The organism is Gilliamella sp. wkB108 (assembly GCF_001690195.1).
Lineage (GTDB): Bacteria > Pseudomonadota > Gammaproteobacteria > Enterobacterales > Orbaceae > Gilliamella > Gilliamella apicola_L.
In genome coordinates, this window is the sequence record NZ_LZGM01000006.1 from 1 (window position 1) to 25,467 (window position 25,467).

Sequence of the window (25,467 nt, forward strand, 5' to 3'; positions counted from 1 at the left end):
AGATATTGACGGCAAATTAAGCTCGCTAATGTTTCCTTTCTATCATTATATGTTAAGGATTTAGATCAAGTGTTTGTTTAATAAGTAAGTCACACTATTATAAGGAAGGAATATTTATGACAACAATTAATCTTTCAGATGATTTAATAAAAGACTTTATTTATTCGGTATATCGTAAAGAAGTGTTATTAAATTTAAAAGGGGTGGTATTAACGGAGGAAGATAGAAACAAATTACATGAAAAGCGTGATTTTGTTAATGGATTATCTCAAGCCGATCTCGCTGATATTCGTGCTTGGATTTTAAATAAATTAAAATGTTTAGAAGATCAACAAAGTAAAATATCAGTCTCATAACTACGTTGAAAAATGGTTATTTTTTTACGCATAATGACAATACAATTTTTTTAATCTTCCGCTAAAATAATATAGACAGTTATACTAATAGTCTTATAATGCATCCGATGTTATTGTCATTTATTTAATAAGAAAGGAAAAGGGTATGAAAAAATTAGTCTCAGTTTTATTATTAAGCCTTCCTATGATTGCTGCTGCATCAAATTGTGATGAAATTAGCGCCAATATAGCTGAAAAAATTAAAAACAATGGAGTTGATGCTTCACAATTTCAATTAAAACTTGTACCAGCCGATCAATCACAAGAACAAATTGAAGGACAAGTGGTGGGAAGATGTGATCATGGCCAACAAAATATTGTTTATGTTAGATTAGATGATGTTTATACATCAAGCAAAAAAACTGAAAAAGCAGAGTCACAAACTCAAGCACCTGTTGAAAAAAATCAATCTGAACCTGATGAATCTACAAATGAATCAACTCCTTATCAAGAGTAATTAATTCAAAAAATAAGTAAAACATAATTAGAATAGGCAAAAAAGTATACACACCATAATCAGTATTGGTAATTATTTAAACTCATTGTTTAATCCATTATTAATACTATTCTAATTATTTCATCCGGGGTGCCATTGGCTGAGATCATACCCGTTGAACCTGATGCGGTTAGTACCGACGAAGGGAGTATCAAACCACTCGTTTAGCGATAACATTGTTTTATCCTTTAATCGGTTCATCATTAAAATTGCAATCATACTCAAACATTGATGCAATGATTAGATCTAAACAAATTAGGTTAAAAATAAGATTTTAAAACATGAAGCTGTTTAAAAAATAGGTATAGTGATCTTAATTTAAATCTTATTGTTAATATCATTTAAAGTAAGATTGTCTGTTCAACACCCTGGATCACATGTTTTTGGATTAGCTATCGATAAATGCCATATTATTGATGAACAATGCCAAATATTAACAAGTCTAAAAACGTTAATTCAAATCAAACTAGATTTAGCTATTGGAAGTTGCTAATAAAAGGTAGAACAAGTGCTTAATATATGAGGGTTATGTATATTGGTCATTTTCTCAGTAACCATTGGTTCTGTGGCAAAGGGTTAGGGTAAAAGTAATGAATTGTTCGTTTATCTTACCTTCCCACTCATTTAAAAGTGGGAAAGCTAAAATAGAATAATTACAATAAATTTTGATAATGTTGTTTTATTGAATCATCCCAAACACTGGCTTGGACTTGTCCAATGTGTTTTTGCTGTAAAAGCAACATTACTAAACGTGATTGACCTATACCACCGCCAATAGTTTGTAGTAAATCGCCATTAATTAATGCTTGATGCCAAGCCATTTGTAAACGAGATTCATCATTAGTTATTTTTAATTGACGTTTCAAGGTTTCAGCATTCACCCGAATGCCCATGGAGGAAATTTCAAAGGCGCTATTTAAGACAGGATTCCAAACTAAAATGTCACCGTTTAACCCTTTTGAGCCTAACTCATTATCACTGCTCCAATCATCATAATCAGGCGCACGTACATCATGTTTTTCGTTATTCGACAAATTACCACCAATACCAATTAAGAACACCGCCCCCAGCTCTTTGGCAATAGCATTTTCACGCTCTTTAGGTGATAGGTTAGGAAAACGTTGCAACAGTTGTTCACTATCTAAAAATGTGATCGATTCAGGTAAAAATCGTGACAAATGATATTTTTCACAAACAGCTTTTTCCGTAGCTTTAATCGCTGAATAAATTTTTTCAACGGTCTGTTTTAAATAGGTTAAATTACGATCTTCAGGACGCATCACCTTTTCCCAATCCCATTGATCAACATAAACAGAGTGGATAGGGGATAGCTGATCTTCATCCGGACGTAATGCTTTCATATTGGTATAAAGTCCTTCACCAACGGCAAAATGATGCTCACTTAAAATTTTACGCTTCCATTTAGCAAGGGAATGAACCACTTCAAATTGCTTATCAGCAATAGCTTTGACCTTAACTTGAACTGCTTTTTCAGTTCCGGATAAATTATCTTGAATGCCGTCACCAACTTGACTTAGCAGTGGTGCTTGTACTTCAATGAGGGATAGGTTTTCGGCTAATTGCTCGGCAAAAAAATGTTTTACAAAACTAATTCGTTGTTGTTGTTCTTTGAATGATATAGACATATAGACTCTTTAAGTATTAGTTAACCTGCGCTAATTAAATTAAACTAGAAAACAGAAATATGCAAGTTAGAATATATGCTTACCTGATGTAAAAATGTTTCAGGTTAACTATACGTTTTAGTATAAAAAAGTAGTAATTTAGATCCTAGGCAGTACAACACTGATTTTTTGTTAAGTTGTTTACAGCTTCTTTATAGTGAACATATAACGAACGTTCGCTAGTTCAATATGTTAACATTTTGTTATTCGTGTGATAGCCAATGTTATATGAAAAAGTGTTGGTTAAGAAGTGCTAAATTGAGGGAAAATATAAGCTAGCAAGCTCTATATTACGGGTGTAGAGAGAGTAAAAACCGATCTTACTTAGTAAGATCGGCTTTCTATACTTTAAATGAATTTGGTTATTATTTTATGCTCTGCATCTATGCATTGTATTTTTTCATTACAATTGAAGCATTAGTACCACCAAAACCAAAACTGTTTGACATCACGGTGGTCAATTCACGTTCGGTTGGCTCAGTAATAATATTCATACCAATTGCCGCTTCATCTAATTCATCAATATTAATGCTTGGAGTGATAAAACCATGCTCTAACATTAATAATGAATAAATTAACTCCTGAGCGCCAGTTGCACTTAATGAATGACCTGTCATTGATTTAGTTGAAGAAATAGCTGGAATATTATCGCCAAAGACTTGTTTAATTGCCCACAACTCTTTCACATCACCAACAGGTGTTGATGTGCCATGGGTATTGATATAATCAACAGGAGCATCAAGATCTTGAATAGCAAGTTGCATACAACGCATTGCACCTTCACCGGACGGGGCAACCATATCATAACCATCAGATGTTGCGCCGTAGCCAACTAACTCACCATAAATATGCGCGCCACGAGCTAGTGCATGTTCTAATTCTTCAACGACAACCATGCCAGCGCCACCTGCAATAACAAAACCATCTCGATTTGCATCATAAGCGCGAGAAGCTTTTTCAGGTGTATCGTTATATTTGGTTGATAGAGCGCCCATTGCGTCAAATTCACAAGACATTTCCCAACACAACTCTTCACCACCACCAGCAAAAACAATATCTTGTTTACCAAGTTGAATTAGCTCTGCTGCATGGCCTATACAGTGTACTGATGTTGCACATGCAGAAGTCATGGAGTAACTCACCCCTTTAATTTTAAAAGGTGTTGCCAAACACGCAGAAATTGCTGAAGACATCGATTTAGTTACCGCATAGGGCCCAACACCACGTAACCCTTTCTCTTTCATGCCAGCAACAACTGAATATTGGGTTTTCGTTGAACCACCATAGCCTGCAATTAACCCTGTTCGTGGATTAGATACTTGTTCTGGGGTAAGTTTTGCATCTTCAATTGCTTGTTGTAAAGCTAGATAACCATAAATAGAAGCATCATTCATAAAGCGGACCACTTTACGATCAATCAGTCCTGTTGTATCTAATTTAACATTTCCGCATACATGACTACGCATGCCACTATCTTTCATCTCTTGTGAAAAAGTTATTCCACTTCGTCCAACTTTTAGGGATTCTAAAACTTCTTTAGTATTGTTCCCAATACTTGAAAGAATACCTAACCCTGTAATAACAACACGTTTCATTTAATGTCCTACTCCTAAATAATCTGGCTTCATAAGAAAAATTGAAGTGATTATAGCGTACACTTGTAAGCTGAACAATACCTATAATCTATTTATTCGTGAACAGAAAAGCAATATCCTATTTATTTATACTAAATTTACACTAATTCTTAATCATCTTTACATAAATTATTTACTTGCTAAGTAGAAAAATCTTACTATAATACTGTATGAATAAACAGTTATTTTAAGTGGCTAAAAAATGAATGAAAAGATGATATCCAAACTCGAAATATTAGCAGAATCAGCGAAATATGATATTTCTTGTGCGTCCAGTGGTACTTCTCGATCAAACAAAAGTAAAGGCGTAGGTAACGCACATGGTTGGGGATTGTGTCATACTTTTACCGCGGATGGTCGCTGCATCTCTCTACTTAAAATAATGCTGACTAATTATTGTATGTTTGATTGTGCATATTGTATTAATCGGCAAAGTAATGATATTCCAAGAGCGGGTTTTACACCCAGAGAGCTAGCTGATTTAACTATTGAATTTTATCGTCGTAATTATATCGAGGGATTATTTTTAAGTTCTGGTATCGTAAGAAACGCCGATCATACCATGGAAAAAATGATTAGAGCTGTCAAGATATTACGTGATGAATACGCTTTCAATGGCTATATTCATATGAAAGCGATACCAGGAGCTAGCAACGAACTCATTAGTCAAGCTGGTTTATTAGTTGATAGAATGAGTGTTAATTTAGAAATCCCTACTGAGAAAAATCTCAAATTACTCGCACCAGATAAGGATCATCTAAGCATTTATCAACCAATGCGACATATTCAACAAAATTTGCTGGAAAATATTGAAGATCGTAAAAAAATAAGATCAACACCAAAATTTGTACCAGCAGGGCAAAGTACCCAAGTTATAATCGGGGCAACTGACGAAACCGACAATCAGATCTTACAATTAACAGCTAAACTTTACAAAAGACCAAGTATGAAACGTGTTTATTACTCAGGTTTCATTCCAGTTAATGGTTACGACAAACGCTTACCAGTGGTACAAGAGGTACCAAGAGTACGTGAAAACCGATTATATCAAGCTGACTGGTTACTTCGCTTCTATGATTTTGATGTTAATGAAATCGTTAATGACAAATACCCTGATCTTGATCTCACTGTAGATCCAAAATTGTCATGGGCAATACGCAATCCACAATTCTTTCCTGTAGATGTAAATCGCGATAGTTATCAGAAAATTTTGCGTGTTCCTGGTATTGGCGTTAAATCGGCTAAATTGATTATTTTAGCAAGGAGACATCGTAAGCTGAATTTACAAGCGCTTAAACGAATAGGAGTAGTACTTAAGCGTGCGCAATTTTTTATTTTATGTCATGAGATGAGAGGATTTAAATTACTCCATTCTTCTGAAGAATATATCCGACTATCTTTACAAGAAAAACCATTACTTGAAGCCAAAACAACCAATATGCCACAGCAATTGGTTATGGGGTGGTAAGTTATGCTAGTGTTTTATTATGATAAAACCTTTGAAGGACTACTTTGTGCGGTTTTTGATGCTTTCAAACTCAAAAAAATGCCTGAAGCGTTGGTTGCAGAAGGAGAGATCGAACCGCTTTTAACATCAGAAAGCCACTACGTTGAAATTCGCAATAACAAATATGAACGAGTTCAAACAGCGCTAAAGAAGAAAATAAGTAAAATTACCTTACATCAATTGATGAGTGTATGGCTTTCTGAGCTTCCAGAAAATGACTTAATGATTTTTCGCTATATATGTAAAGTATTTAAATCCCCTTACTCAATTGAAACAGATTTTGCTGATCCTGACGTGCTTACTATAAGGGAAATATCTCGTAAAGTCGGCAAAGAACGTGAATATTTACTGCAATTTGTTCGGTTCAATGTGCTTAAAAATCCAACCAATAATTCTGAACAAATGGTTAACGAAAAGATCTATTTCGCAATTGTTGCTCCTATCTATAACGCGCTACCTCTGGTACTTGATTTTTTCAAAGATCGTTATGCCGATCAAAAATGGGCAATATATGATGAAAAACGACAATATGGCTTTTTATACGATTTAGAAAAGATCGAACAGATATCACTAGGTGATCGAGATGATTTAATTATAGATAGCCAAATTAACCAAAAATATCTGAGTGAAGATGAAATCCTTTTTCAATCAATGTGGCATCGTTATTGCGAAGCACTTACAATTAAAGAAAGAGAAAATCATAAATTACAACGACAACAAATGCCCAAACGATTCTGGCAATATCTTCCTGAAATGAAAGGAAAAAAATAATAAAAAACCGCCGATTTTACCGGCGGTTAATACTAGCTATTTTAGCAAATTAAAATGATTATTCAGAATCTATATCATTGATAAAACTACCAATAGACTCTTCACGTTGCTGTTGTTTCTCCTCATCAACTTTACCGCCTGAAGCCACAAAATCATGACGTTGGAAGTAGGCATTACGCATAAAGTTATAAGGATCATCACTATTTTTAATTAGATCCTCATATTCAATAGCAACAGCTCGCGCCTCAATACCGTCAAAGATACCACGTACCAAAGCCCATTGCCAATCAAGCCAAACAAGAGGAGGATAAAGTGTATCGACTATACCGCCACCCTCATCACGTAAAGTTGCTGAACCATAAAAAGGTAGAACAACATAAGGGCCGTAAGGTACATCATAATAACCTAACACATCACCAAAACTCCGCTTATTGCCTTTTTGTAATTGCGGATCAACCATACTGGCGACATCCACTAATCCACCAATACCAAACACCGTATTTAAAAAGAAACGGGCAAGGTGGGTTCCTGCTTTATGAACTTCACCTTGAAGCAAATTATTTACCATAGATGCAGGTTCTGAAAGGTTATAAGAAAAGTTCACTACACCAGTACGAATAGGGGGTGGAACATAATCCTTCCATACTACAGCAGCGGGTCTTAAAATATAAGGATCGAGCGCATAATAGTTAAAATTAAACATCGCCTTATTAAATCCTGACAGTGGGTCACTATAACTATTTGTTTCTGGCTGATAAGTTGCACAACTTGTCAATCCCATTACACAAAACAACACCCCAGCAATTTTCTTTTTCATAGTATTTTTAATTAAAAATATCAAATTCCAGATTCAATAATTGTATCATGTTTACTCAAAATAGAAAATTTTTCGTTATTTGGTTGGCATTATCTGTGTAAATTTACTAAAATAACTTTCCCCGTCGATGACCTCATAGTTAAATGGATATAACGAGCCCCTCCTAAGGGCTAGTTGCAGGTTCGATTCCTGCTGGGGTCAAAATTATTTGATTCAGATAAACAAATTCAACCGCGGTACATTTCATCTGTTTAATATTCTCAAAATTATAATTTATTAAAAATCAATAAAGTAGGAAAAATAACTTGATTAATATTTGAACTAAAAAGTTGGTAGAAAATTTGGTCATGCTATTTTAATTATTAAACAATAGGTTATAATAAGAGTGTTCCCTGTATGCACAGGGATAAACCGATTATGAGCTATCAAAGCGCACTTGTCAGACTGTGTTCCCTGTATGCACAGGGATAAACCGGCGGGCAGGTTCAGTACAATAAACTTGATGCAGTGTTCCCTGTATGCACAGGGATAAACCGCAAACACGCGTAACTATTTATCATGACATTTAGTGTTCCCTGTATGCACAGGGATAAACCGGATTATATACAGGTAGTTTATCAGTCAGTCTAGTGTTCCCTGTATGCACAGGGATAAACCGCCAACAGGAACACGGCAGTCAGTAAGTGTTAAGTGTTCCCTGTATGCACAGGGATAAACCGGATTCTTTGAACTCATTAACATGCTCATTATCGTGTTCCCTGTATGCACAGGGATAAACCGTTGAAATTTTTCATATGAACTTGTGAAATTGCGTGTTCCCTGTATGCACAGGGATAAACCGAAATAAAGCACCGTTCTAATTTATGTGAACTCGTGTTCCCTGTATGCACAGGGATAAACCGCAGCATTACAAATCAAGATTAAATATATGCAAGTGTTCCCTGTATGCACAGGGATAAACCGCATATAGATTATTGCCAATTCGGTAAGGATGCGTGTTCCCTGTATGCACAGGGATAAACCGTTCGTTCATAAACTAATCTGCGTAATTCCAGTGTGTTCCCTGTATGCACAGGGATAAACCGGATTTTTTATTGTTTCAGCATTTAATATACAGGTGTTCCCTGTATGCACAGGGATAAACCGTAGGTAAACATGACCACACAATTACAATTAGCGTGTTCCCTGTATGCACAGGGATAAACCGCAATACTCACGCCGTACTATCAGCCTGAACTTGTGTTCCCTGTATGCACAGGGATAAACCGCAAAATAGGCTAAAATAAGCAAAATGACAATCGTGTTCCCTGTATGCACAGGGATAAACCGCTCGCTGGGTTTAAGCTCTAAGTTGACCAGTAGTGTTCCCTGTATGCACAGGGATAAACCGCGAATAGAATAACTAACAGATTCCCGCAAATTGTGTTCCCTGTATGCACAGGGATAAACCGGATTTCTTAAAAATGCCAGTCGGCAACTTAATGTGTTCCCTGTATGTACAGGGATAAACCGGGCGGCGCAATCGCACAGTGCCGATTACAAAAGTGTTCCCTGTATGCACAGGGATAAGTCGTATGGATAGATATTGATTATTATTGCTCTTCATGTGTGAAGGTGTTTAATTCTATTTTTGAAGGTGAACCATTAAATCAATATGTAAACCTAAATAACTGGCGAAAGTCGATTTCTGTTGTTTGAATTGCCTAAATAACATACTATTACAAAAAAATAAAAGGAGAATGGTATGAAACGAATTTTATTGATCGGGTTATTAGGGGTGATTTTGACTGGTTGTGGTAAAGACAATACATGCCCTGATACAGAGAAGTCAGTTAGGAAGCAGGCTCTGGATAAAGTCAAATCAACATTACAATTACCGTCAACAGCAACATTCCCGAATTCAGATAAAAATGGCTTAATTGAAATTGGTGAAAAGGATGGTATATGTCATTATTATATTGAAGGTGACGTTGATGCCGAAAATTCCTTTGGTGGAATTGTTAGAAGTCACTTCTCAATGAATCTTGAATATAATATGTCTACTGAAAAATGGAATTTCGAAAACTTTGAATTAAAATAATTTATTTTTAACTTGATTAGCTGTTTGGTTGGTTTGGCTATTTAATTGTATAGCTTTAAAAGGTACTTAACACACTAACTCAAAACGAAAAACCTTATCTAATAGGCTTGAGTGTTATTTTACGTTCTTATTTTATGGTCAAGCTGCATGTTAAATACAATCTTGAAAGGAAATTAGCAGAGTTGACGTATTCTTTCTCGTTCAATTATGATAAGGGATAATAATAAAATCTAATAAAACAGAAATACTCTAATTTCTTTATCCTTTTTTTAAAGGATGTTATGAAAAACTATTTAATATAAGGATTGTTCTATGGATGAAATGAATATGCATGAAGGATTAGATTATAAGATAAAAGAAGGAATACCTAAAATCAGTGACATGCCAATGCAACAAGTTGTTTCTATTGATGTTATTGGCGATCCAAATACAGAAACAAGCAAATTGATGAAGCCATTATATACGGCAGCATATGGCGTAAGGAAAATATACAAAGCAAATGGCCATGTATTTAAAGTCGATAAGTTAAGAGGTCGTTGGCCACAAATTAATATGGTAAAAAACAAAAGTGATTGGATCGGGACTTATGCGCTACCGTTACCAAATGATGTGACTAATTTACCAACAAGCGGTCAAGATATAGATAATGTAAAGCTAGAACAATGGCAATATGGAAAAGTAGCCTATATTTTGCATGTTGGATCTTATGCAAATGAAGGCAAAACGATTGAAATTTTATTAGATTATATCTCTTCAAATGGAATGAAAATAATTGAAAATAGTCATGAGGAAATATATCTTTCCGATCCAACCAAAACAGATAGAGACAAACTAAAAACGATTATTTTATATCGTATTTGTCCAAAATAGATTTTATATTAATAAGTTATTATTTAACGAGACGTATCAACAAACCGCTTCAGCAGGTTGTGGTTACTCTTAATAAAACGATCGCATAATATTAATTAAATTAAAGTGAAATATTTTAGATCTCAGATAGTGATAAAGGTTGACTTAGGACTATTATTTTCCAAGCTTGATAACAATAATCGAAAAGATCGCCAATAGGATTTAATTTCGAATAATAACAGCAACCTATTCGTAGAAGGTGACTTACTTTTTCCAAAATTAGGAGTAGCCCAATGAAAGATCAAATTGATGTGAAATATGACTTTATTTATAAGCAAGTCAATGACGTTTATGATATACAAGGCAGTATATTACATGAAATTATTTGTCAAGTTATTGAACATGGTTATGTTCCTCAAGAAATTAAAAAACGTTTTGCAAACGCAGTGCAACCCGAAGCATTTGAACTTTTAGACAACATAAACACAACTTATAAAAATGTACTTTTTTTTGGTAACAAGAAATGAAGATTGTAGGAAATTAACAACTCATAAATGATTTATCAACACCTAAATAATAAAGCATATTTATACGGTTAAATTGTCTAAAATTAATCACTCGCTAAGCTGACTTTTTGTTGTTTGAAAAAATAAACCACTTCATTGATAACCTAAAACAGTTGGTCAGCTACGATATCACAAGAAGTAGACCAACACCGATATGACATAACTCCTATATAAATATCTAATCCTTAGTATACCTTTCATATAAAAATTACTTAAAATGTTTAAATGTTTTTTATTGCTCATGTTCTTTAAATCAAATACCATTATTCATCATGCCTTATAAGGATATATGATGAAAAAATTGGTATTGATTTACTTGGGTTGCTTAACTTTGTTTGGATGTAATGATAATGAAATTACCAACCGCTATCTTATAGGGAGTTGGGAGTGTACTTGTTTTGACTATAGAGTATTGTGGAAGGACGGTATCTATCAGAATTTTGGCAATTTTCCTGAACAAAAAGAAGAGAAAATTCCCACCAAGTTTTATATGAAAAATGAGAGACTTTGGATTGATATAGGTAAGATCTCTAGTGAATTCAATTTATACGCTTTTTATGAAAAACGACCTCCGCAAAAAACCTCTATAGATGTAACGATAGAACGTGATGATAGTATTGAATATTTGTCAAGAGATAAATTCAAAATAACAACTATTATAGAAAATAGATATGATCATCATGAAAAGGATAATTTCAAATTGAAAACAGAGTTATACTGCAAGCGTATTAATGAATAATATTACACAATAGATTGAATGATTACCAACTAATACCTTTCTTCAATGAGGGAATTGTCTTGGCAAATAAATCAGCAATACTTTATGAAAAATTAAACCTAATGCTGTCATTAAAATATCGTCAAGGGTCAAAGTTCTTAGATTTATTGATGAATACAGATAGTAAATATGTGACGACTTTTTAGTATTTATCGGATTAAACTGGTACTTTTAATTGTAGATGCAAAGTTAACTTAATGTCCTTATCGTATAACGATAAATCGTTCCTTAAAATAATACATAAACTAAAACAACCGATGAGAGTCAGTTTTTATTCATCAAACGCCATAAATCAAATACTATTAACGCAAATGTATTGATATACCCACCTTTGCCGTCAAAGATAATATAATATATAAATAAAAGTTAAAGCCTCAGTCGAGTTCAATTGATAACCTTTTTCTTGAGTAGTTAATCAGAAGAAATGATTGGACATATATTGAATAACACAAGATTTAGTTTATTGTGCAAAAAACATGTTCATCTTTTGCAAAAAATAGTATGATTTTTATACTAAAAAGTTGGTAGAAATTTCGACCTCACTATTTTAATTATTAAACAATAGGTTATAATTAGAGTGTTCCCTGTATGCACAGGGATAAACCGTAAAAATTGTCTCTGATTGATTTTTTTTGACCGTGTTCCCTGTATGCACAGGGATAAACCGGTCAGTAATACATTTAATCTGACATGGAGTTAGTGTTCCCTGTATGCACAGGGATAAACCGTTGGCGATGATGGTTGGATTGGTGTGACGGCAGTGTTCCCTGTATGCACAGGGATAAACCGGAGCCTCGTTTTACATGTAACTGTTATATAACGTGTTCCCTGTATGCACAGGGATAAACCGCAAATACGCGACCTATATTCTGCTTAATGGTTGTGTTCCCTGTATGCACAGGGATAAACCGGCGTCACCTTTTTTATAATCTCCAGCAACAGCGTGTTCCCTGTATGCACAGGGATAAACCGTATAGGCGAAATCGCATCAAACGCCCCAACCAGTGTTCCCTGTATGCACAGGGATAAACCGGATCGGACAACGATCACCCTAATGATGCCGCAGTGTTCCCTGTATGCACAGGGATAAACCGTAACACCAGAAACAATCAAAAAACTAACTGATGTGTTCCCTGTATGCACAGGGATAAACCGCGACCGGTGACAGCGTGGAAACATCAACAGCTTGAGTTCCCTGTATGCACAGGGATAAACCGTCATTTAGCGCCAAAAATGGGTTTAGTTTGTTGTGTTCCCTGTATGCACAGGGATAAACCGGGAGCCGGGGCAGTCAAACCACATATTTGCCCGTGTTCCCTGTATGTACAGGGATAAACCGCGCCCTAAATGGATATTTGAATTATTAAAAAAGTGTTCCTTGCATGCACAGGGTTATTATGCATCTGTGTTTGGTGTTTTTTCTCTTGTCCTTACTTTATAAATTTCATACTATTAAATTAAATAATTTATAAGGAAATAGTATGAAAAAAATTCTTTTTTGTTCGTTAATACTGTGTTTGTTGACTACTGGATGTAGTACTGTGGGAAGTGATAATGATTATTTAGCATCTGTGCCACAAGAAGCTGATAGTAAGATAGTTGGGGTATGGGTTGCTGGGGCGGGGCCTTATGGACCATATTTGACTACAATGAAAATAAATTCTAATGGTACGGGAGTACTTTGTTATTCGTTGAACAGAAGAGTTGTTCTGTATAAGCTTATCTATAATGGCTCAGCAGTTATTATGCAAACAGGCGATAAATTTGGTATTGATAGTTTTAATGCTAACCAATTTAATGTTACTACTAGTCATTTCCCAAGACAAAAATATACGTTTCATCGAGATGATAATTACACTAAGTCATCCGTGTCTTGTGAAGCAAATGTTAAATAAGCTCATTATTACTCTTTTTGCTTGTTTTTATTGTAATAATAAAATGCGTTAAAAATTAAATAAATACAGCTGAAATTTGATATGATAACGGTTTGTAAGATAATAAAAAAATAAAGTGATTGAGTTACAGATCATAATCAATTTGTTAGTAATAAATAATTTAATTAATGGCTAAGAATAAATGTTGAAAATGTCTGTAAAGATTTTGGTTAAGTTAATAGGATTTAATTGCGTTCGATAGAGTGTTTGCAGGTTTTATTAAAAATAGGTGTCTTTTAAAATATAAAATTACCCATATTGATAGTCGATGAGTGATGTTTATCCTCTTTATTTTTATGATTAATTCAATGTCATTATCTGCAACAGTCAATCCAAAAAATTACTTCAACTGATTTATCTATTTATAAAGTAATAGCGCATTTTATACAGGTTTTTGGTAAAACATATTATAAGGGATGTATTGCTTATTTTTAGGACAAGATGAGTAATCATCTTGTCTATAATTGCTATTTTGTCGGTTATTAAAATTGACTTCCAACAGGTAATTCTTCTTTTGAGTGGTCAGATTTAAATCTGAAAGCAGGTTTACTGCCATGCAGTTGTGATTGGCCATTTTCAACCACTAACCAATCACCTTCGGGTAAGCCAATAACTTGGTAATTCGGTTGAGCTACTAAAAACTCAGCGATTCTATCATCACGAGTTTCTCCCTGATGTCCTTGTGGTAAGGCATTGGTGTAATGAGGATTGATTTGATAATCAATCAGATTAAGAGAATCAAAGCCTTTAGGATCGACAATAGGCATATCATTAGTCGTACAGATTGTAGGGCAGGCTAAGTTAGCACCGGCACTCCAACCAATATACAGACCATTTTGTTTTACTTTTTGTTGGATTGCCTCAATAATTTTATTTTCCCGACACTGTTTTAGTAAGTTATAGGTATTTCCTCCACCAACGATAATGATTTCAGTTTGTTCAATAGCGTTGATTGGCTCTGCTAGCGTATGGATCCCAGTAATTTCAATAGATAAACTTGCCAATGCACTTTGGACTTTAGTGGTGTAGTCATCCCAAGATTGGGTAACACCTGCATAGGGAACAAAAATAGCGTGCTTTTTTTCACCAATAAACTGCTTTATAGGTTTTAGCGCATACTCCAAGTATTGTTTGTTAGGAAGTTTTGAATTGCTTAACAATAGTAATTTCATCATTTTTCTCACATTAATTCAGCCAACAAACGGGCTAATAAGGCATTAGATAATACAACCGGAACGTTGCCACTTAATTGTTTTACAATCGTTTGGTGGATATAAGTAAATCCCATACAATCTAAAATAATTAAATCAACATGTTGTTTTAATAACTCTTCAGTTGCTTCTGTTAGTGTTTTTTCTGTTCCGATATAAGGTGAAGAAACTGAAAAGCAGGGTGGTTGTTTTAATCCTTGCCATTTTGCTGCTTCACTATTTATCTGTTCTTTTAACGGTACTATGATACCAAGTTTCCGATTACCAATAATAGCAGAAATTGTTGGAGGTATAACGCGATCCGGTTCGATCAATAACGACTTTCTACAGGTTAGTCCATGAAATTCACCAGTACAAAGCAGGGCGATAATTGAGCAGTTTTTTTGTTGTAATTCATCAATTTTGTGTTGTAGACATTTTTGGACTTCTGTTTTACCTAAAATAACCGAAGTATTATCCAATAAACGAGTTGTCAAAATTGCTTCACCATGTTGTGGTTTGAATCTATTATTGATGGTTTGTTTATCAAAGTTATCTAATACACCAAGATGGATACATTCAACATCATTTGCAATATGTGCAGCCAGAATTGGAGTAATATCTGTTCTGGGTGCTTGACCAATAGTTATCGTACCTAATCGTTTATTGGACATTTTACCTTTCCTATTTATTGTCTTTTTTGTAAGTGTGCTAATGAACCATATAATTTAAGTAATTGAGCGTATTCGGTGGCATCATAAAAGTGGCTGATACCACGGGTAAACTCTTTAGCTACCTCTACAGAGAATTTAGCGGCTAAAGCTATATCTACTTCATGGCTTGCACCTGTTCCACATCCCGGTACGATACTTTCTGTACAAATTGCCACACCTACTACTGGTGCAGAGGTAGCAATCGAAGGTTGTAATATACTGTTAATATGAAAAACATCATTTCCATATGGTGTAATATCTTGAGTTGTTATTGGGAAGGTAACGGGTAATTTACCTGTGGTCATTTCCATGATCCGTAATAAATCTTCAGATACGCGTAAAATATAACCTTCTTTAACGGTTGGTGAAATTGCAAAACCTTTATGATTTAAAACACGATTACCTTTAGTTGTGTCGATAGAAAGCACTGCGTCCATTTCTGGTAATACTTCTTGATCGTTCATATCTTCGGTTTCTACCGGAGAGTCCATGAAATCAACTGGTTCATGTGGACGAGTTGGAGCATCTGGGCAAATATGTGTCGTTACAATTACATCCCCCGGAAGTGTGTCTCCTTTTTGCTGCATTTGAGCAAGTTTTAATGCTGCTGAAATAGCAGCTATCGCACCGTCTCCGTCTGATACAAGACCAATTCGGGTTGGGCGAGCGCCGATACCTCCCAATCGGCCGACAATACCTAAAGTAGGGGACTGACCATGATTTATTTTGCCAGTCTGCCCAACGATGGTGATCTTAACAAAATCAGTACTCCCTTTTTGACCGCTAATTGTTTTATATTCAACTTTAACGTTAGGGTAATGAGTAAAAAGATCAACAACGGTTTTACCTGATGCATGAGCACTATCAAGTGCTTCATAAACATTAAGTGTTTGCATTAAACTCATAAAAATTGTCCTTATTAATTATTAATAATATGTCTAGTATTATTTATTGGCTTTGAACATTGCATTAAAAAAGTTGAAGATTGCATCTCCAGCTATTAATCCAGCAGCAAAAACTTCCATGTCAGTTTTCCATTTTTCTCCGGCTAATTTCATAATTAATATGCGCACGGCTATACCAATCATTACAGCCCAACCAGCCAGAGGATTGGCAATCAAAAGACCAGTTGCAAGTAAGACGCCCATTTGTCGTTTAGGCCCCCCCACTAATTGAATGATTGCACCTGGTATCGCCCATAACAACAATGATTTAGTTACATCTGGGGAGATCCCTGCTTGTATAGTTGCTGTATATACTTTAGCAACCGGTGGGATTGCTCCAATTTCAAAGTAGTGAGGGAATGAAAAATAGACCACAGGGATCGCGACAAGAAAAGCTAATGAAGCAGCAAAAAATTGATTACGTCTTCCAAAGGTTTCAAATGCTAAATCTTTACCATTATTACGTAGCATATAACCGGCTTTTAAATCATATCCCATATCAGCAAAAGCAGGGCCAGTGGCAGCAGAAAAACCACATAACATGACTAAAGCGACAGGAGAAAAACCGATGACAATACCGATGATTAATGTAATTAATGCCACAGCAAAAGCCGGAAACCAACCTGAATGCATCGCTGCAATACCGACAATAATTTCATGTACAAATGCAGCAAATGCGGCGTAACAGATGAATAACAATAACATAGGAAGGCTCATTTCACTGTATAAACCAGCTATGACGGCAATAAACATTGATATTGACATGTAACCTAATGCACCAATGGTAAAAGAACGTGATATACGCTTACTATCTGCGCCTTCAGTTTGGACAGCCATTTTATTAGTTAGCTGTTCTTTGGGTTTTTTCTTGATCATGAAAATAACTTGTAACAATGCAACTAAGCCTGCACCAACCATGATGCCATGAGGAATGTATAATTCGTTAATATTTACTTTAAATAGCTCTATAGAATAACCACGTAGTAAAAAACCAACACCAAGCATGAATAGCGCCCAAATATTACCGATAAACGCTGTTCCTAATGCTGCCATTGGAATGCGAAACCATGCTCCTACAGCACCAACAATAATTCCAACGCTAAGAATTTTTGCTTGGCGCCCACCTTTATCTCCAGCTTTAATTGCTTCAGCAGCTGCAACACCCGGTGGCCATGTGCCACTAGCAGGGAAAATATTGGTATTAAACATACGATATAGCAAATAGCCATCAAGTAACATCGCTAGTGATACACCTATAAATAATGGGATAACCAGATCAGAACGACCGAACACATAGGGAATAGCTATCGGCATTAGCAAGCAATTTGCTGCGCCAAAGGTTGCAGCTGATATAGTTGATTGAGCTAAATTCTGCACATGAACAGATCGAAACCGTCTCAATAAAAATAGCGGAATACGGGCGATTAGCATTGCAATTAATGCGCCAATAATTGCAGTATTAGGCGTGACACCTAAGGTTGTTAGTAATTGAATACCAATAATTGCACCGAATATGGCAAGTATGATAAGAAAAATAAACGTAGCAGGATTAAAGCATTTTAGATATTCAATGCTATTAAGATCATTGCTATCTTGGCTTTGGCGGAGTGAATTGTTCATAGTTTTCTCTTGTCTTATAGTAAAAATAAATTATTCATGATCGATCCAATATGTATCACCCACTTTTGCTCCAATAGTTTTTGCGACCTTTTTTAGATGCTGAGATAGTGTTTTTATCTGTTCATCACTATCTTGAGCTACAGGAAAGGTAAGGCAAAAGGCGAGATATTTATTGGTTTTTATGTCAAAAATAGCACAGCTTACCGAAGCTGCCCCCGGTATAGTTTCATTAATAGCAAAAGAGTATCTGTTCTTTCTGACATTGGTTATTCTTTGCATTAGCTGAGTATAAAGCTGTTGTGCATCTTTATTGGTCGCATAGAAAGTAAAAAACCAATCTTTTATTTCCTCATCACTCATTCTGGCAAGGATTGCTCGTCCTGTAGAGGTATCAATTGCACTTGAACGTGTACCCGGTTCGGTTACTACACGTAAAGGATGACTTCCGGCAATAGCATTAAGAACTAATACATCTTGCTCACTAAGTAATGAAATATAACCAGTATGATGAGTTAGCTGGCATACCTGATTAAGTAATGGCAAAATTTGTTCAGCTAAAGGTACTTGATAACCAATAGAATGAGTCACTTCAAACATTAGTTGACCAATTTTAAAAGCATGCTTGTCAGGCTCTTTTTCTAAAAAACCAGCATCAACTAACTGATTCAAAATTCTTGAAGCAGTACTTTTAGGCATGTTTAAGTTTGCAATCAAATCATTAACGTAAATTTCACGTTTTAGTTGACGCATTAATTTAAATATATCTGCTGTGGTATTTAATATACTCATATAAAGTCTCAAAATATGGGACTAGGTCTCAATTTATAAGATATAAGTTATCAAATTATGTACAATATTACCTAATGATTTGTGAGTAATATAATTTAATATAAACAAAGTTTGATTCAGATAAATATTATTTATGATAGGCAGATTGTTTGATGAAAGTTAATAAATTGCTATTTGCTAGAATGATTTGAGTATTTCTGATTATACAGTGATTGATTATTTCTGTAGCGTGTAAGAATGATTGATGGGTTGAGTTTTTATTTGACTGAGCCGATCTTAACGTGAGTTTTTTAACTAAATCAGAAAAAAAGTCTAAATTGAATCGGTATCGTTTTGACTTATTGATCTTAATCATTTAATCAATTATACAAAATAAAGTAGCATCTCCTTCTCTTGTTGTTTGAATTTCCCACTTAGTTGTATTTCAAACCAGAGGCTAACAGTAGGTAGCCTTAATAACCCATGCTGAGACTATGACTTTAAGCAGAATTGATTCATGTATAATTTGAAATTGAGCTTTATACTTTTTTGGATATTTTAGTAATTGTGACAGTAATAAACGTCACAATTACTATTATTTAGATAAGATCTTATCATTTTACAGTGAGTTTGATATTAACTTGTCGATGTTTCTTCTATTGGTTTATTTGCCTTTAATCTCTTATCGAAATAAGCAACCAGTAATGGTGCAGTAATCATGGTAATGATACTTGCTGTTGCTAACTGAGCCGTTGCTGCATCAACATAAGGTAATAAGACTGGATCGGTTTGAGCGACAATTGCCGGTGTTAAAGCTGAACTTGCTGCGGTGGTACCTAATGCTGCGCCTAATGCTGTTTTCTTCTTTAAAAATAGATTATATGCGAAGAAAAATATTAATCCAGTTACAGCTGATATTACTCCTAATAATATTCCTGATAATCCTGCAGCAAATACGGTTTTCATACTTGAATTCGCACCGATAGCAAAGGACATAATTATGATAATTAAAGGTTGAGCAGAAGAACAAAGATCTTTGAACTTTTTATCCAAATTTCCCCAAGTCATACCAATTAATAATGGAACAATCATTGATACTAATGATGCAAATGGAATACTGGCTAAACCAGTTGCACCAAGTACCACCATACTGACAAAAGGTCCATCTTTAATACAAAATACTGAAATAGCTCCCGCATCACTTGCATCTCCATAATCACCACATAAGGCAATATATAAAGAACTATTAGAGCTAGTTAAACATACAATGATAACTAATGTGGATAGTCCTAAAAAACCATCCGGTCCAAAACAAGAACCAACGATCCAACCGACAAAAGCACCAACGGCAATTTTTAGAAACAATAATACGGATCCTTTATACAGAGGTAAGCCCGCTTGTTTTATATTAATTGATGAGCCGCATATTAATAAGAACATTCCCATCATAGCTGTTGAACCATTTTTAAAAAGGGCAGAAGTTGGCCCTCCGATAGCAAGAGCCGTAGGAAAAAATGTATTAATCAATATCGCAGCCAATAGGGGAATAATTATCAATCCGCCAGGAACTTTATTCATTTTCTCTAAAATATTAATATTTTTCATCACAACACCTTTTATTTGATTGTTAAATTTCAAATTTCTCTGCTTCTTGATAAATTCGTTCGACTATTGATGTTGCGATATCTTCTGTACCGGTTAATCCTCCTTTACCTACACATATCACTCCGTCATAATCTCCACCGACAATTCGGCCAATATCAGTTTGAGGAATGACATAATCGATTAATTCAATACCCTTGGCGTCAAGACCACAAAGTACATTAACCATAGTGTCACCACCTGTCATATATAGCCCTTTTACTGATTGTTTTATGGTTGCTAAAACACTTTTAACAATTTTTCCAAGTCCAACATTGATATTGCTAGCAGCTTGACCTTGTTTGAGATCGAAGAGTTTTTCTTGTTCAGAAAGATCGAGTACTTTACCGGTTAAAGCTGTTTCAAAAACTAATATTGCATTGGGCTTATTCGTTAGATGTTGGATAGCTAAATCGACCGATCGTTTAATCTCTACATCAGCAGAGTTATTGATATCAATTAATAATTCAGCATCAACAGGAATATGAACGGTATTTGAGTTAGTATTAATTAAGTGAGTTAACTGTTTTTTTGTTACAGGTGTGGCACTTCCTGCAGCAATAACGATAACGCCATTTGCTGTATTTTTTGATTGAGGTGAAGTAATATTCTCTCGATTTGATTTAGATAAGCATCTTACTGATGCTAGTCGTTCTGTAAAAGGTCCCGGATCTACAGCCAGAATATTCCAATCAATCTCAATAATCGCATCTGTAATGGTTTGGATGTCTTCAATTGAAACGGCATCAATGACAATCACTTTTGAACCTTCATGTCGGTTGTTAGTTAATGCTTTTATGAGTGATGCTTTACCGTCTAAAACAGTGGATAAGGCAATATGACTTACTTTATGTTTTGTTTGCGATGCTAATAATGTAGGTATGTGCGCTTCTTTTACGGGGGTTCTGACATCGCTTGCCACCGCGGTTTTAGTTAGGGTAACACTATCTATTATTGAGTAACCTCCGACTAATATACGATTGGATTGAGGCATGGCTGGAACAACAATTGCAATGCTATCGGGTTCGAGTTGTGAAAGCATGGCATCTATTTCATATCCAATACCACCACGCATAGTTGTGTCAGTTCGTTTAGAAAAATGAGTAGCGCCTTTTTCTTTAAGTACTTTAGTGGCATATTTGACTCTTTCTTGAGCAAGTTCTGCAGGCAGTGGTCGGCTATCACTACTTAATACCATAGCTTGATAATCTCGACTACTTTCAAGCGAACTGGCATCAAAAAAAGCCGCAGTTTCAATGCCAGATCGTGCCAACAATACCCCTACAGTTGTTGCACCGGTTAAATCATCCGACACAATACCTAATTTTGCATATTCTCCATTCTCATTTTTGAGCATTATATTCGCCGGAGACACATCAGATACATACAGTGTTTCAACAATATAATCGGCTAATGGTCCAGATTTACCACAAGGATGTAGATTAATGGTCGGTATATTTTTTTTCGGATAAATTCCACAACGTAATGTCCCACCACAATCAATAACAGCTAATCCTATGGTACTTATTTCTGGTTCAGGATCTTTAAATACATCAATTGCTTGCCAACCAGTTAACTCAACTAATCTGTCAATTAGAGCAGGTCTTGTACCGGCTGTGATATAAATTATCTTTTTGCCTTCAGTGACAGGGATCAGTAGTGGTCCACCCCATCCGTTATCACCCTTTTCTATATAAAGAAATTTGTTCATAAAACCTCCATTAGCCACATTATTTGTGGTGTTTCATTTTCCAATAGTTTGAAGCAACTAAGGTTGATTCAATCATACTGACTGCTCCTGCAATGCCTTTGCCTGCGATATCAAACGCAGTTCCATGATCAACAGAACTTCTCATAAATGGCAGACCAAAAGTAATCGTAACTGATCGTTCAAAATCAAGGGTTTTACATGCGATATGCCCTTGATCATGATACAAAGATAAAATAGCGTCATAACGTCCTTGTAATCCTAAATGAAACACTGAATCAGCAGGTACAGGACCTATGGCATTTATGCCTAATTCTTGAGCGGCTTTTACAGCAGGAATGAGATTGTCATGTTCTTCATGCCCAAATAAGCCATTATCTGAAGCATGAGGATTTAATGCGGCAACGGCGATACGTGGTTTATCAAAATTAAGTGCTGTAAATTCGTGATGTATCTGCTTAACACAAGCTAAAACACGTTCTTTATTGGCGTAATCACACGCATCTTTTAATGCCATATGTCGGCTAACAAAAAACACTCTCAAATTTCGAACATGAAACATAGTTAATCCGTAATCAGAATGTGTTTCATCTTGATAAATTTCGGTATGACCAGCTTGTTTACAACCGGCTAATTTAATTGCTTCTTTATGTATGGGAGCTGTTGAAACAACATCTATTTCATTATTTAAACCAAGTTCAATTGATTTGAGAATGTAATCGTACGACATTTGGCCGGCTAGTTTTTGTACTTTACCCCATTCAATACTCTCGCAATCATATTGTTTAGGCTCTAGTACATCAATTGTTCCAAATTTAAACTCTCCTTGAGATGGATTATCAATTTTATTGATTTTAAAATCGCAGTTTTTTATTTTCATCGCTCTTTTGATAATAGGTATAGAACCAATCAAAAAAGGTTTACAAGCTTCATAGATTTTCTTTTCTTGTACGGTTGCAACTGAAATTTCCGGTCCTATTCCTGCCGGGTCACCAATAGTTAAAGCTACGATAGGTAAACGATGTTGTGACATAAATGAGCTCCTTATTATTTTTCGTTCTGTTCATATGATTTAATAATGAACTTTAGTTCAGCATTTTATTTGATACAAAAAATAATGAAAGAGATATTGATCACATTTTTATAAATGAATTTTAGATATTTAATTAAAGATAAAAACAAAATAATGTAATAAATATTGCAATAGAGCTAAGTTTGTTGATAGTATTCAGGTGTGAACATTTGTTTTATTTTAATTCATGTGTTTTAATCATTTTTGTTAAATGGAGGCCCTTATGAAAAAAATTTACATAGGTACGAGTTGGAAGATGAATAAAACGTTGTCCGAAGCGTTACTCTTTTGTGAACAATTTAGAACATTTTATCCAGAAAATTTACAAGATTCTATCCAACCCTTTGTCATTCCCCCTTTCACAGCAGTTAGGGAAGTAACAGATTATATGAGTACACATCAAGTAAATTGCTTAACAGGTGTACAAAATATGCATTACGAAGATGCCGGGGCTTTTACGGGCGAAATTTCTGCTCTTATGGTGAAAGATACCGGAGCTTTGCTTGTAGAACTTGGGCATTGTGAACGTCGAAAATATTGTGGGGAAACTGATTTTGCGATTAATAAAAAAGTTCATGCCGCCCTCAATCATGGGCTTATGCCATTGGTTTGTGTAGGGGATAGCGCTCAAGAAAAATGTTGGGGAGTATCAGTAGAAGTTGTCGTTAAACAGATGAAAATTGCTTTGTCAGGCGTTAGTAAAGAGCAAGCTACTCAAGTAATTTTTGCCTATGAACCCATTTGGGCGATAGGTGAACAAGGTGTTCCGGCAACGCCAGATGAAGCGGAATATATTCATCATGCACTGAGAAATGCATTAACTCAGTTATACGGAAATGAAATCGCTGACAAAATGATTTTACTCTATGGTGGCAGTGTGAATCCCAGTAATTCAGCAGCATTAATTTTAAAATCCAATATTGATGGATTATTTATTGGTCGTAGTGCATGGCATGCAGAAGGTTTTTGTAATATATTATCTATTATAAATCAGCAGATATAATAAAAAATAAAAGGCTAATAAGATGGACGTATTTGAAGATAAACAAGAATTAGAACTACTCACCGAAATTGCTGTTGCTTATTATGAGTATGAACAAACTCAAGAGGAGATTGCTCAACGTTTTGGGATCTCTCGTATTAAAGTTGGAAGATTACTAAAAAAAGCCAGAGCAGAAGGTATTGTTGAAATCAATGTCAAATATCATCCGGTTTTTAGTTCAAGAATTGAACAACAATTTGTTGATAATTTTGGAATTAAACGCGCTCTTATAGCCTTAGATCACCAAGATGAAGATGAACAACGTCGACAAGTGGCAACGTTGGTGACTAATTACCTATCTAGTGTTTTAAAAAATGGCATGACAGTTGCGGTAGGACAGGGGCGTAATGTCGCGGCAATTGCTAGCCATATAGGTGTTTTTCCTGAAAAACAGTGTAAATTTATTTGTGGAATTGGTGGGACTCAACGAGTTGGTGAATTGATTGATGCCGATCATATCAGTCGAAGTTTAGCCAGAAAATTTAACGCTACAAGTGAAACACTTTATGCCCCTGCTTATGTTGAAAATCGTGAATTGAAGCAGGCATTTATGCAAAATCGCGTGATAAAAGATACATTAGAGCGTGCAGCTAAAGCTGATATTGCTTTAGTTGGACTTGGTGATATGAATGAAAATAGTTATATGGTTCAACTTGGTTGGTTTACACCACAGGAGATAACAGATGCAACCTTAAAGCAAGGTGTTATCGGTGATATTGCTGGTTATGGATTTTTCGATATTAACGGTGATCCAGTTGATACGGTGATGAATGATCGTGTCATCGGCTTGAGTATTGAAGAACTACGCAATATCCCTTGTGTCATTGCTATTGCTTCTGAAAATACAAAAGCTACGGCTATTTTAGGTGCGTTACGTTCAGGCGTAATAGATATTATTGCAACCAGTACCTCAAATGCCAGAACAGTACTAAGTCTGCAACAAAACAAAACTAAATGAATCTTAAATCTAAAAAGTAAAGAATGATGATTAATGGAAGAACCACATTAATTCTTTTTACTCTAATATAAAATTTAATATGATTAAGATCACATAATTAAAAACGAACTAAATTAACTGGAATTCAGCTAATACTTTTTGTTGTCAATACTATTTTGTTCATCCGTATAGTTCATGGGAAAGAGCAAGTAATGAAAATTTAAATGGATTAATCAGACAATACTTCCCAAAAAGACTGGCATTTAATCGCATCAGTGATGAAGAGATTAAAGCGGTTGAGAATCGACTTAATCATCGTC

22 protein-coding genes, 1 tRNA gene, 1 pseudogene, 2 CRISPR repeat arrays and 1 riboswitch are annotated in these 25,467 nt (G+C 35.0%); of the genes and pseudogenes, 13 read left to right on the top strand and 11 right to left on the bottom strand.

The annotated features are described in order from the left end of the window. Window positions 1-116: 116 nt before the first annotated feature. Both A9G11_RS00070 and A9G11_RS00075 read left to right on the top strand, forming a co-directional pair. Window positions 117-356 carry a hypothetical protein gene (locus tag A9G11_RS00070; RefSeq protein WP_065617501.1) on the top strand — a complete coding sequence of 80 codons (240 nt, stop codon included), beginning with the start codon at window positions 117-119 and terminating at the stop codon, window positions 354-356. A 145-nt stretch (window positions 357-501) separates the two neighbouring features. After that, the gene (locus A9G11_RS00075; protein ID WP_065617502.1) at window positions 502-852 is read left to right on the top strand and encodes a DUF1161 domain-containing protein; all 351 of its coding nucleotides are present in this window, start codon (window positions 502-504) and stop codon (window positions 850-852) included. A 115-nt stretch (window positions 853-967) separates the two neighbouring features. Continuing rightward, window positions 968-1,057, top strand: a riboswitch (TPP riboswitch). Window positions 1,058-1,544: 487 nt separating this feature from the next. Here A9G11_RS00075 and asnA read toward each other — a convergent pair. After that, complete coding sequence (asnA, locus tag A9G11_RS00080) at window positions 1,545-2,537, bottom strand: aspartate--ammonia ligase (RefSeq protein WP_065617503.1); 993 nt, start codon at window positions 2,535-2,537, stop codon at window positions 1,545-1,547. Between the two features lie 422 nt (window positions 2,538-2,959). Then, window positions 2,960-4,171 (bottom strand): beta-ketoacyl-ACP synthase I, encoded by a 1,212-nt coding sequence (fabB, locus tag A9G11_RS00085; RefSeq protein WP_065617504.1) that lies wholly within the window; start codon window positions 4,169-4,171, stop codon window positions 2,960-2,962. A gap of 241 nt (window positions 4,172-4,412) precedes the next feature. Between fabB and A9G11_RS00090 the strand changes: the two genes are divergently transcribed. Together A9G11_RS00090 and A9G11_RS00095 are read left to right on the top strand one after the other, a co-directional pair. Further along, complete coding sequence (locus A9G11_RS00090; RefSeq protein WP_065617505.1) at window positions 4,413-5,678, top strand: putative DNA modification/repair radical SAM protein; 1,266 nt, start codon at window positions 4,413-4,415, stop codon at window positions 5,676-5,678. A gap of 3 nt (window positions 5,679-5,681) precedes the next feature. After that, on the top strand, window positions 5,682-6,488 hold the full coding sequence (locus A9G11_RS00095) for a TIGR03915 family putative DNA repair protein (protein ID WP_065617506.1): 807 nt from the start codon (window positions 5,682-5,684) through the stop codon (window positions 6,486-6,488). Between the two features lie 58 nt (window positions 6,489-6,546). On the opposite strand, the gene A9G11_RS00100 is transcribed toward A9G11_RS00095, so the two are convergent. Further along, window positions 6,547-7,305 carry an MlaA family lipoprotein gene (locus tag A9G11_RS00100; RefSeq protein WP_065617507.1) on the bottom strand — a complete coding sequence of 253 codons (759 nt, stop codon included), beginning with the start codon at window positions 7,303-7,305 and terminating at the stop codon, window positions 6,547-6,549. Window positions 7,306-7,434: 129 nt separating this feature from the next. Between A9G11_RS00100 and A9G11_RS00105 the strand changes: the two genes are divergently transcribed. The 6 genes from A9G11_RS00105 to A9G11_RS00130 all read left to right on the top strand — a co-directional run bounded on the left by A9G11_RS00105 (window position 7,435) and on the right by A9G11_RS00130 (window position 13,473). Beyond that, window positions 7,435-7,506: transfer RNA gene (locus A9G11_RS00105), tRNA-Arg, on the top strand. Between the two features lie 184 nt (window positions 7,507-7,690). After that, a CRISPR array of direct repeats spans window positions 7,691-8,878; the repeat unit is 29 nt; unit sequence GTGTTCCCTGTATGCACAGGGATAAACCG. Between the two features lie 171 nt (window positions 8,879-9,049). Then, entirely contained in the window at window positions 9,050-9,385 is a 336-nt protein-coding gene (locus A9G11_RS00110; protein WP_065617508.1) for a hypothetical protein, read from the top strand. Window positions 9,386-9,697: 312 nt separating this feature from the next. After that, entirely contained in the window at window positions 9,698-10,255 is a 558-nt protein-coding gene (locus tag A9G11_RS00115) for a GyrI-like domain-containing protein (RefSeq protein WP_065617509.1), read from the top strand. A 272-nt stretch (window positions 10,256-10,527) separates the two neighbouring features. Beyond that, a complete protein-coding gene (locus A9G11_RS00120; protein WP_065617510.1) occupies window positions 10,528-10,761 on the top strand; it encodes a hypothetical protein in 234 nt (77 codons plus the stop codon). Between the two features lie 331 nt (window positions 10,762-11,092). Continuing rightward, complete coding sequence (locus A9G11_RS00125; protein ID WP_065617511.1) at window positions 11,093-11,539, top strand: hypothetical protein; 447 nt, start codon at window positions 11,093-11,095, stop codon at window positions 11,537-11,539. Window positions 11,540-12,155: 616 nt separating this feature from the next. Next, a CRISPR array of direct repeats spans window positions 12,156-12,917; the repeat unit is 29 nt; unit sequence GTGTTCCCTGTATGCACAGGGATAAACCG. A 142-nt stretch (window positions 12,918-13,059) separates the two neighbouring features. Continuing rightward, window positions 13,060-13,473, top strand: coding sequence for a J517_1871 family lipoprotein (locus A9G11_RS00130; RefSeq protein WP_065617512.1), 414 nt, complete (start codon window positions 13,060-13,062; stop codon window positions 13,471-13,473). Between the two features lie 521 nt (window positions 13,474-13,994). On the opposite strand, the gene pepE is transcribed toward A9G11_RS00130, so the two are convergent. The 8 genes from pepE to pdxA all read right to left on the bottom strand — a co-directional run bounded on the left by pepE (window position 13,995) and on the right by pdxA (window position 23,129). After that, complete coding sequence (pepE, locus tag A9G11_RS00135; protein WP_065617522.1) at window positions 13,995-14,684, bottom strand: dipeptidase PepE; 690 nt, start codon at window positions 14,682-14,684, stop codon at window positions 13,995-13,997. 8 nt (window positions 14,685-14,692) lie between these two features. After that, window positions 14,693-15,376 (bottom strand): AroM family protein, encoded by a 684-nt coding sequence (locus tag A9G11_RS00140; protein WP_065617513.1) that lies wholly within the window; start codon window positions 15,374-15,376, stop codon window positions 14,693-14,695. A gap of 14 nt (window positions 15,377-15,390) precedes the next feature. Next, window positions 15,391-16,320, bottom strand: coding sequence for a DUF1177 domain-containing protein (locus tag A9G11_RS00145; RefSeq protein ID WP_065617514.1), 930 nt, complete (start codon window positions 16,318-16,320; stop codon window positions 15,391-15,393). Window positions 16,321-16,359: 39 nt separating this feature from the next. Continuing rightward, window positions 16,360-17,979, bottom strand: a complete 1,620-nt coding sequence (locus tag A9G11_RS00150; protein ID WP_065617515.1) for an OPT/YSL family transporter — start codon at window positions 17,977-17,979, stop codon at window positions 16,360-16,362. Window positions 17,980-18,009: 30 nt separating this feature from the next. Beyond that, a complete protein-coding gene (locus tag A9G11_RS00155) occupies window positions 18,010-18,768 on the bottom strand; it encodes an IclR family transcriptional regulator (protein ID WP_065617516.1) in 759 nt (252 codons plus the stop codon). Between the two features lie 615 nt (window positions 18,769-19,383). Beyond that, window positions 19,384-20,352 (bottom strand): 2-keto-3-deoxygluconate permease, encoded by a 969-nt coding sequence (locus A9G11_RS00160; protein ID WP_065617517.1) that lies wholly within the window; start codon window positions 20,350-20,352, stop codon window positions 19,384-19,386. 22 nt (window positions 20,353-20,374) lie between these two features. Next, a complete protein-coding gene (locus A9G11_RS00165; protein ID WP_065617518.1) occupies window positions 20,375-22,099 on the bottom strand; it encodes a four-carbon acid sugar kinase family protein in 1,725 nt (574 codons plus the stop codon). A gap of 19 nt (window positions 22,100-22,118) precedes the next feature. Next, window positions 22,119-23,129, bottom strand: a complete 1,011-nt coding sequence (gene pdxA, locus A9G11_RS00170) for a 4-hydroxythreonine-4-phosphate dehydrogenase PdxA (protein WP_065617519.1) — start codon at window positions 23,127-23,129, stop codon at window positions 22,119-22,121. A gap of 262 nt (window positions 23,130-23,391) precedes the next feature. On the opposite strand from pdxA, the gene A9G11_RS00175 reads away from it, so the two are divergent. The 3 genes and pseudogenes from A9G11_RS00175 to A9G11_RS13940 all read left to right on the top strand — a co-directional run. After that, complete coding sequence (locus A9G11_RS00175; protein WP_065617520.1) at window positions 23,392-24,171, top strand: triose-phosphate isomerase; 780 nt, start codon at window positions 23,392-23,394, stop codon at window positions 24,169-24,171. Window positions 24,172-24,193: 22 nt separating this feature from the next. Beyond that, window positions 24,194-25,168, top strand: coding sequence for a sugar-binding transcriptional regulator (locus A9G11_RS00180; RefSeq protein ID WP_065617521.1), 975 nt, complete (start codon window positions 24,194-24,196; stop codon window positions 25,166-25,168). 145 nt (window positions 25,169-25,313) lie between these two features. Continuing rightward, window positions 25,314-25,467: pseudogene (locus A9G11_RS13940) on the top strand (IS30 family transposase); the annotation flags it as partial.

Bases quoted from the DNA above. Each gene is read 5' to 3' on its own strand.
- A9G11_RS00160 (WP_065617517.1), bottom strand. From the start codon at position 20,352: ATGAAAAATATTAATATTTTAGAGAAAATGAATAAAGTTCCTGGCGGA.
- A9G11_RS00130 (WP_065617512.1), top strand. From the start codon at position 13,060: ATGAAAAAAATTCTTTTTTGTTCGTTAATACTGTGTTTGTTGACTACT.
- A9G11_RS00145 (WP_065617514.1), bottom strand. From the start codon at position 16,320: ATGAGTTTAATGCAAACACTTAATGTTTATGAAGCACTTGATAGTGCT.
- A9G11_RS00100 (WP_065617507.1), bottom strand. From the start codon at position 7,305: ATGAAAAAGAAAATTGCTGGGGTGTTGTTTTGTGTAATGGGATTGACA.
- A9G11_RS00070 (WP_065617501.1), top strand. From the start codon at position 117: ATGACAACAATTAATCTTTCAGATGATTTAATAAAAGACTTTATTTAT.
- A9G11_RS00095 (WP_065617506.1), top strand. From the start codon at position 5,682: ATGCTAGTGTTTTATTATGATAAAACCTTTGAAGGACTACTTTGTGCG.
- pdxA (WP_065617519.1), bottom strand. From the start codon at position 23,129: ATGTCACAACATCGTTTACCTATCGTAGCTTTAACTATTGGTGACCCG.
- fabB (WP_065617504.1), bottom strand. From the start codon at position 4,171: ATGAAACGTGTTGTTATTACAGGGTTAGGTATTCTTTCAAGTATTGGG.
- A9G11_RS00120 (WP_065617510.1), top strand. From the start codon at position 10,528: ATGAAAGATCAAATTGATGTGAAATATGACTTTATTTATAAGCAAGTC.
- asnA (WP_065617503.1), bottom strand. From the start codon at position 2,537: ATGTCTATATCATTCAAAGAACAACAACAACGAATTAGTTTTGTAAAA.
- A9G11_RS00140 (WP_065617513.1), bottom strand. From the start codon at position 15,376: ATGTCCAATAAACGATTAGGTACGATAACTATTGGTCAAGCACCCAGA.
- A9G11_RS00155 (WP_065617516.1), bottom strand. From the start codon at position 18,768: ATGAGTATATTAAATACCACAGCAGATATATTTAAATTAATGCGTCAA.
- A9G11_RS00175 (WP_065617520.1), top strand. From the start codon at position 23,392: ATGAAAAAAATTTACATAGGTACGAGTTGGAAGATGAATAAAACGTTG.
- A9G11_RS00075 (WP_065617502.1), top strand. From the start codon at position 502: ATGAAAAAATTAGTCTCAGTTTTATTATTAAGCCTTCCTATGATTGCT.
- A9G11_RS00115 (WP_065617509.1), top strand. From the start codon at position 9,698: ATGGATGAAATGAATATGCATGAAGGATTAGATTATAAGATAAAAGAA.
- A9G11_RS00110 (WP_065617508.1), top strand. From the start codon at position 9,050: ATGAAACGAATTTTATTGATCGGGTTATTAGGGGTGATTTTGACTGGT.
- A9G11_RS00090 (WP_065617505.1), top strand. From the start codon at position 4,413: ATGAATGAAAAGATGATATCCAAACTCGAAATATTAGCAGAATCAGCG.
- A9G11_RS00125 (WP_065617511.1), top strand. From the start codon at position 11,093: ATGAAAAAATTGGTATTGATTTACTTGGGTTGCTTAACTTTGTTTGGA.
- A9G11_RS00180 (WP_065617521.1), top strand. From the start codon at position 24,194: ATGGACGTATTTGAAGATAAACAAGAATTAGAACTACTCACCGAAATT.
- A9G11_RS00150 (WP_065617515.1), bottom strand. From the start codon at position 17,979: ATGAACAATTCACTCCGCCAAAGCCAAGATAGCAATGATCTTAATAGC.
- pepE (WP_065617522.1), bottom strand. From the start codon at position 14,684: ATGAAATTACTATTGTTAAGCAATTCAAAACTTCCTAACAAACAATAC.
- A9G11_RS00165 (WP_065617518.1), bottom strand. From the start codon at position 22,099: ATGAACAAATTTCTTTATATAGAAAAGGGTGATAACGGATGGGGTGGA.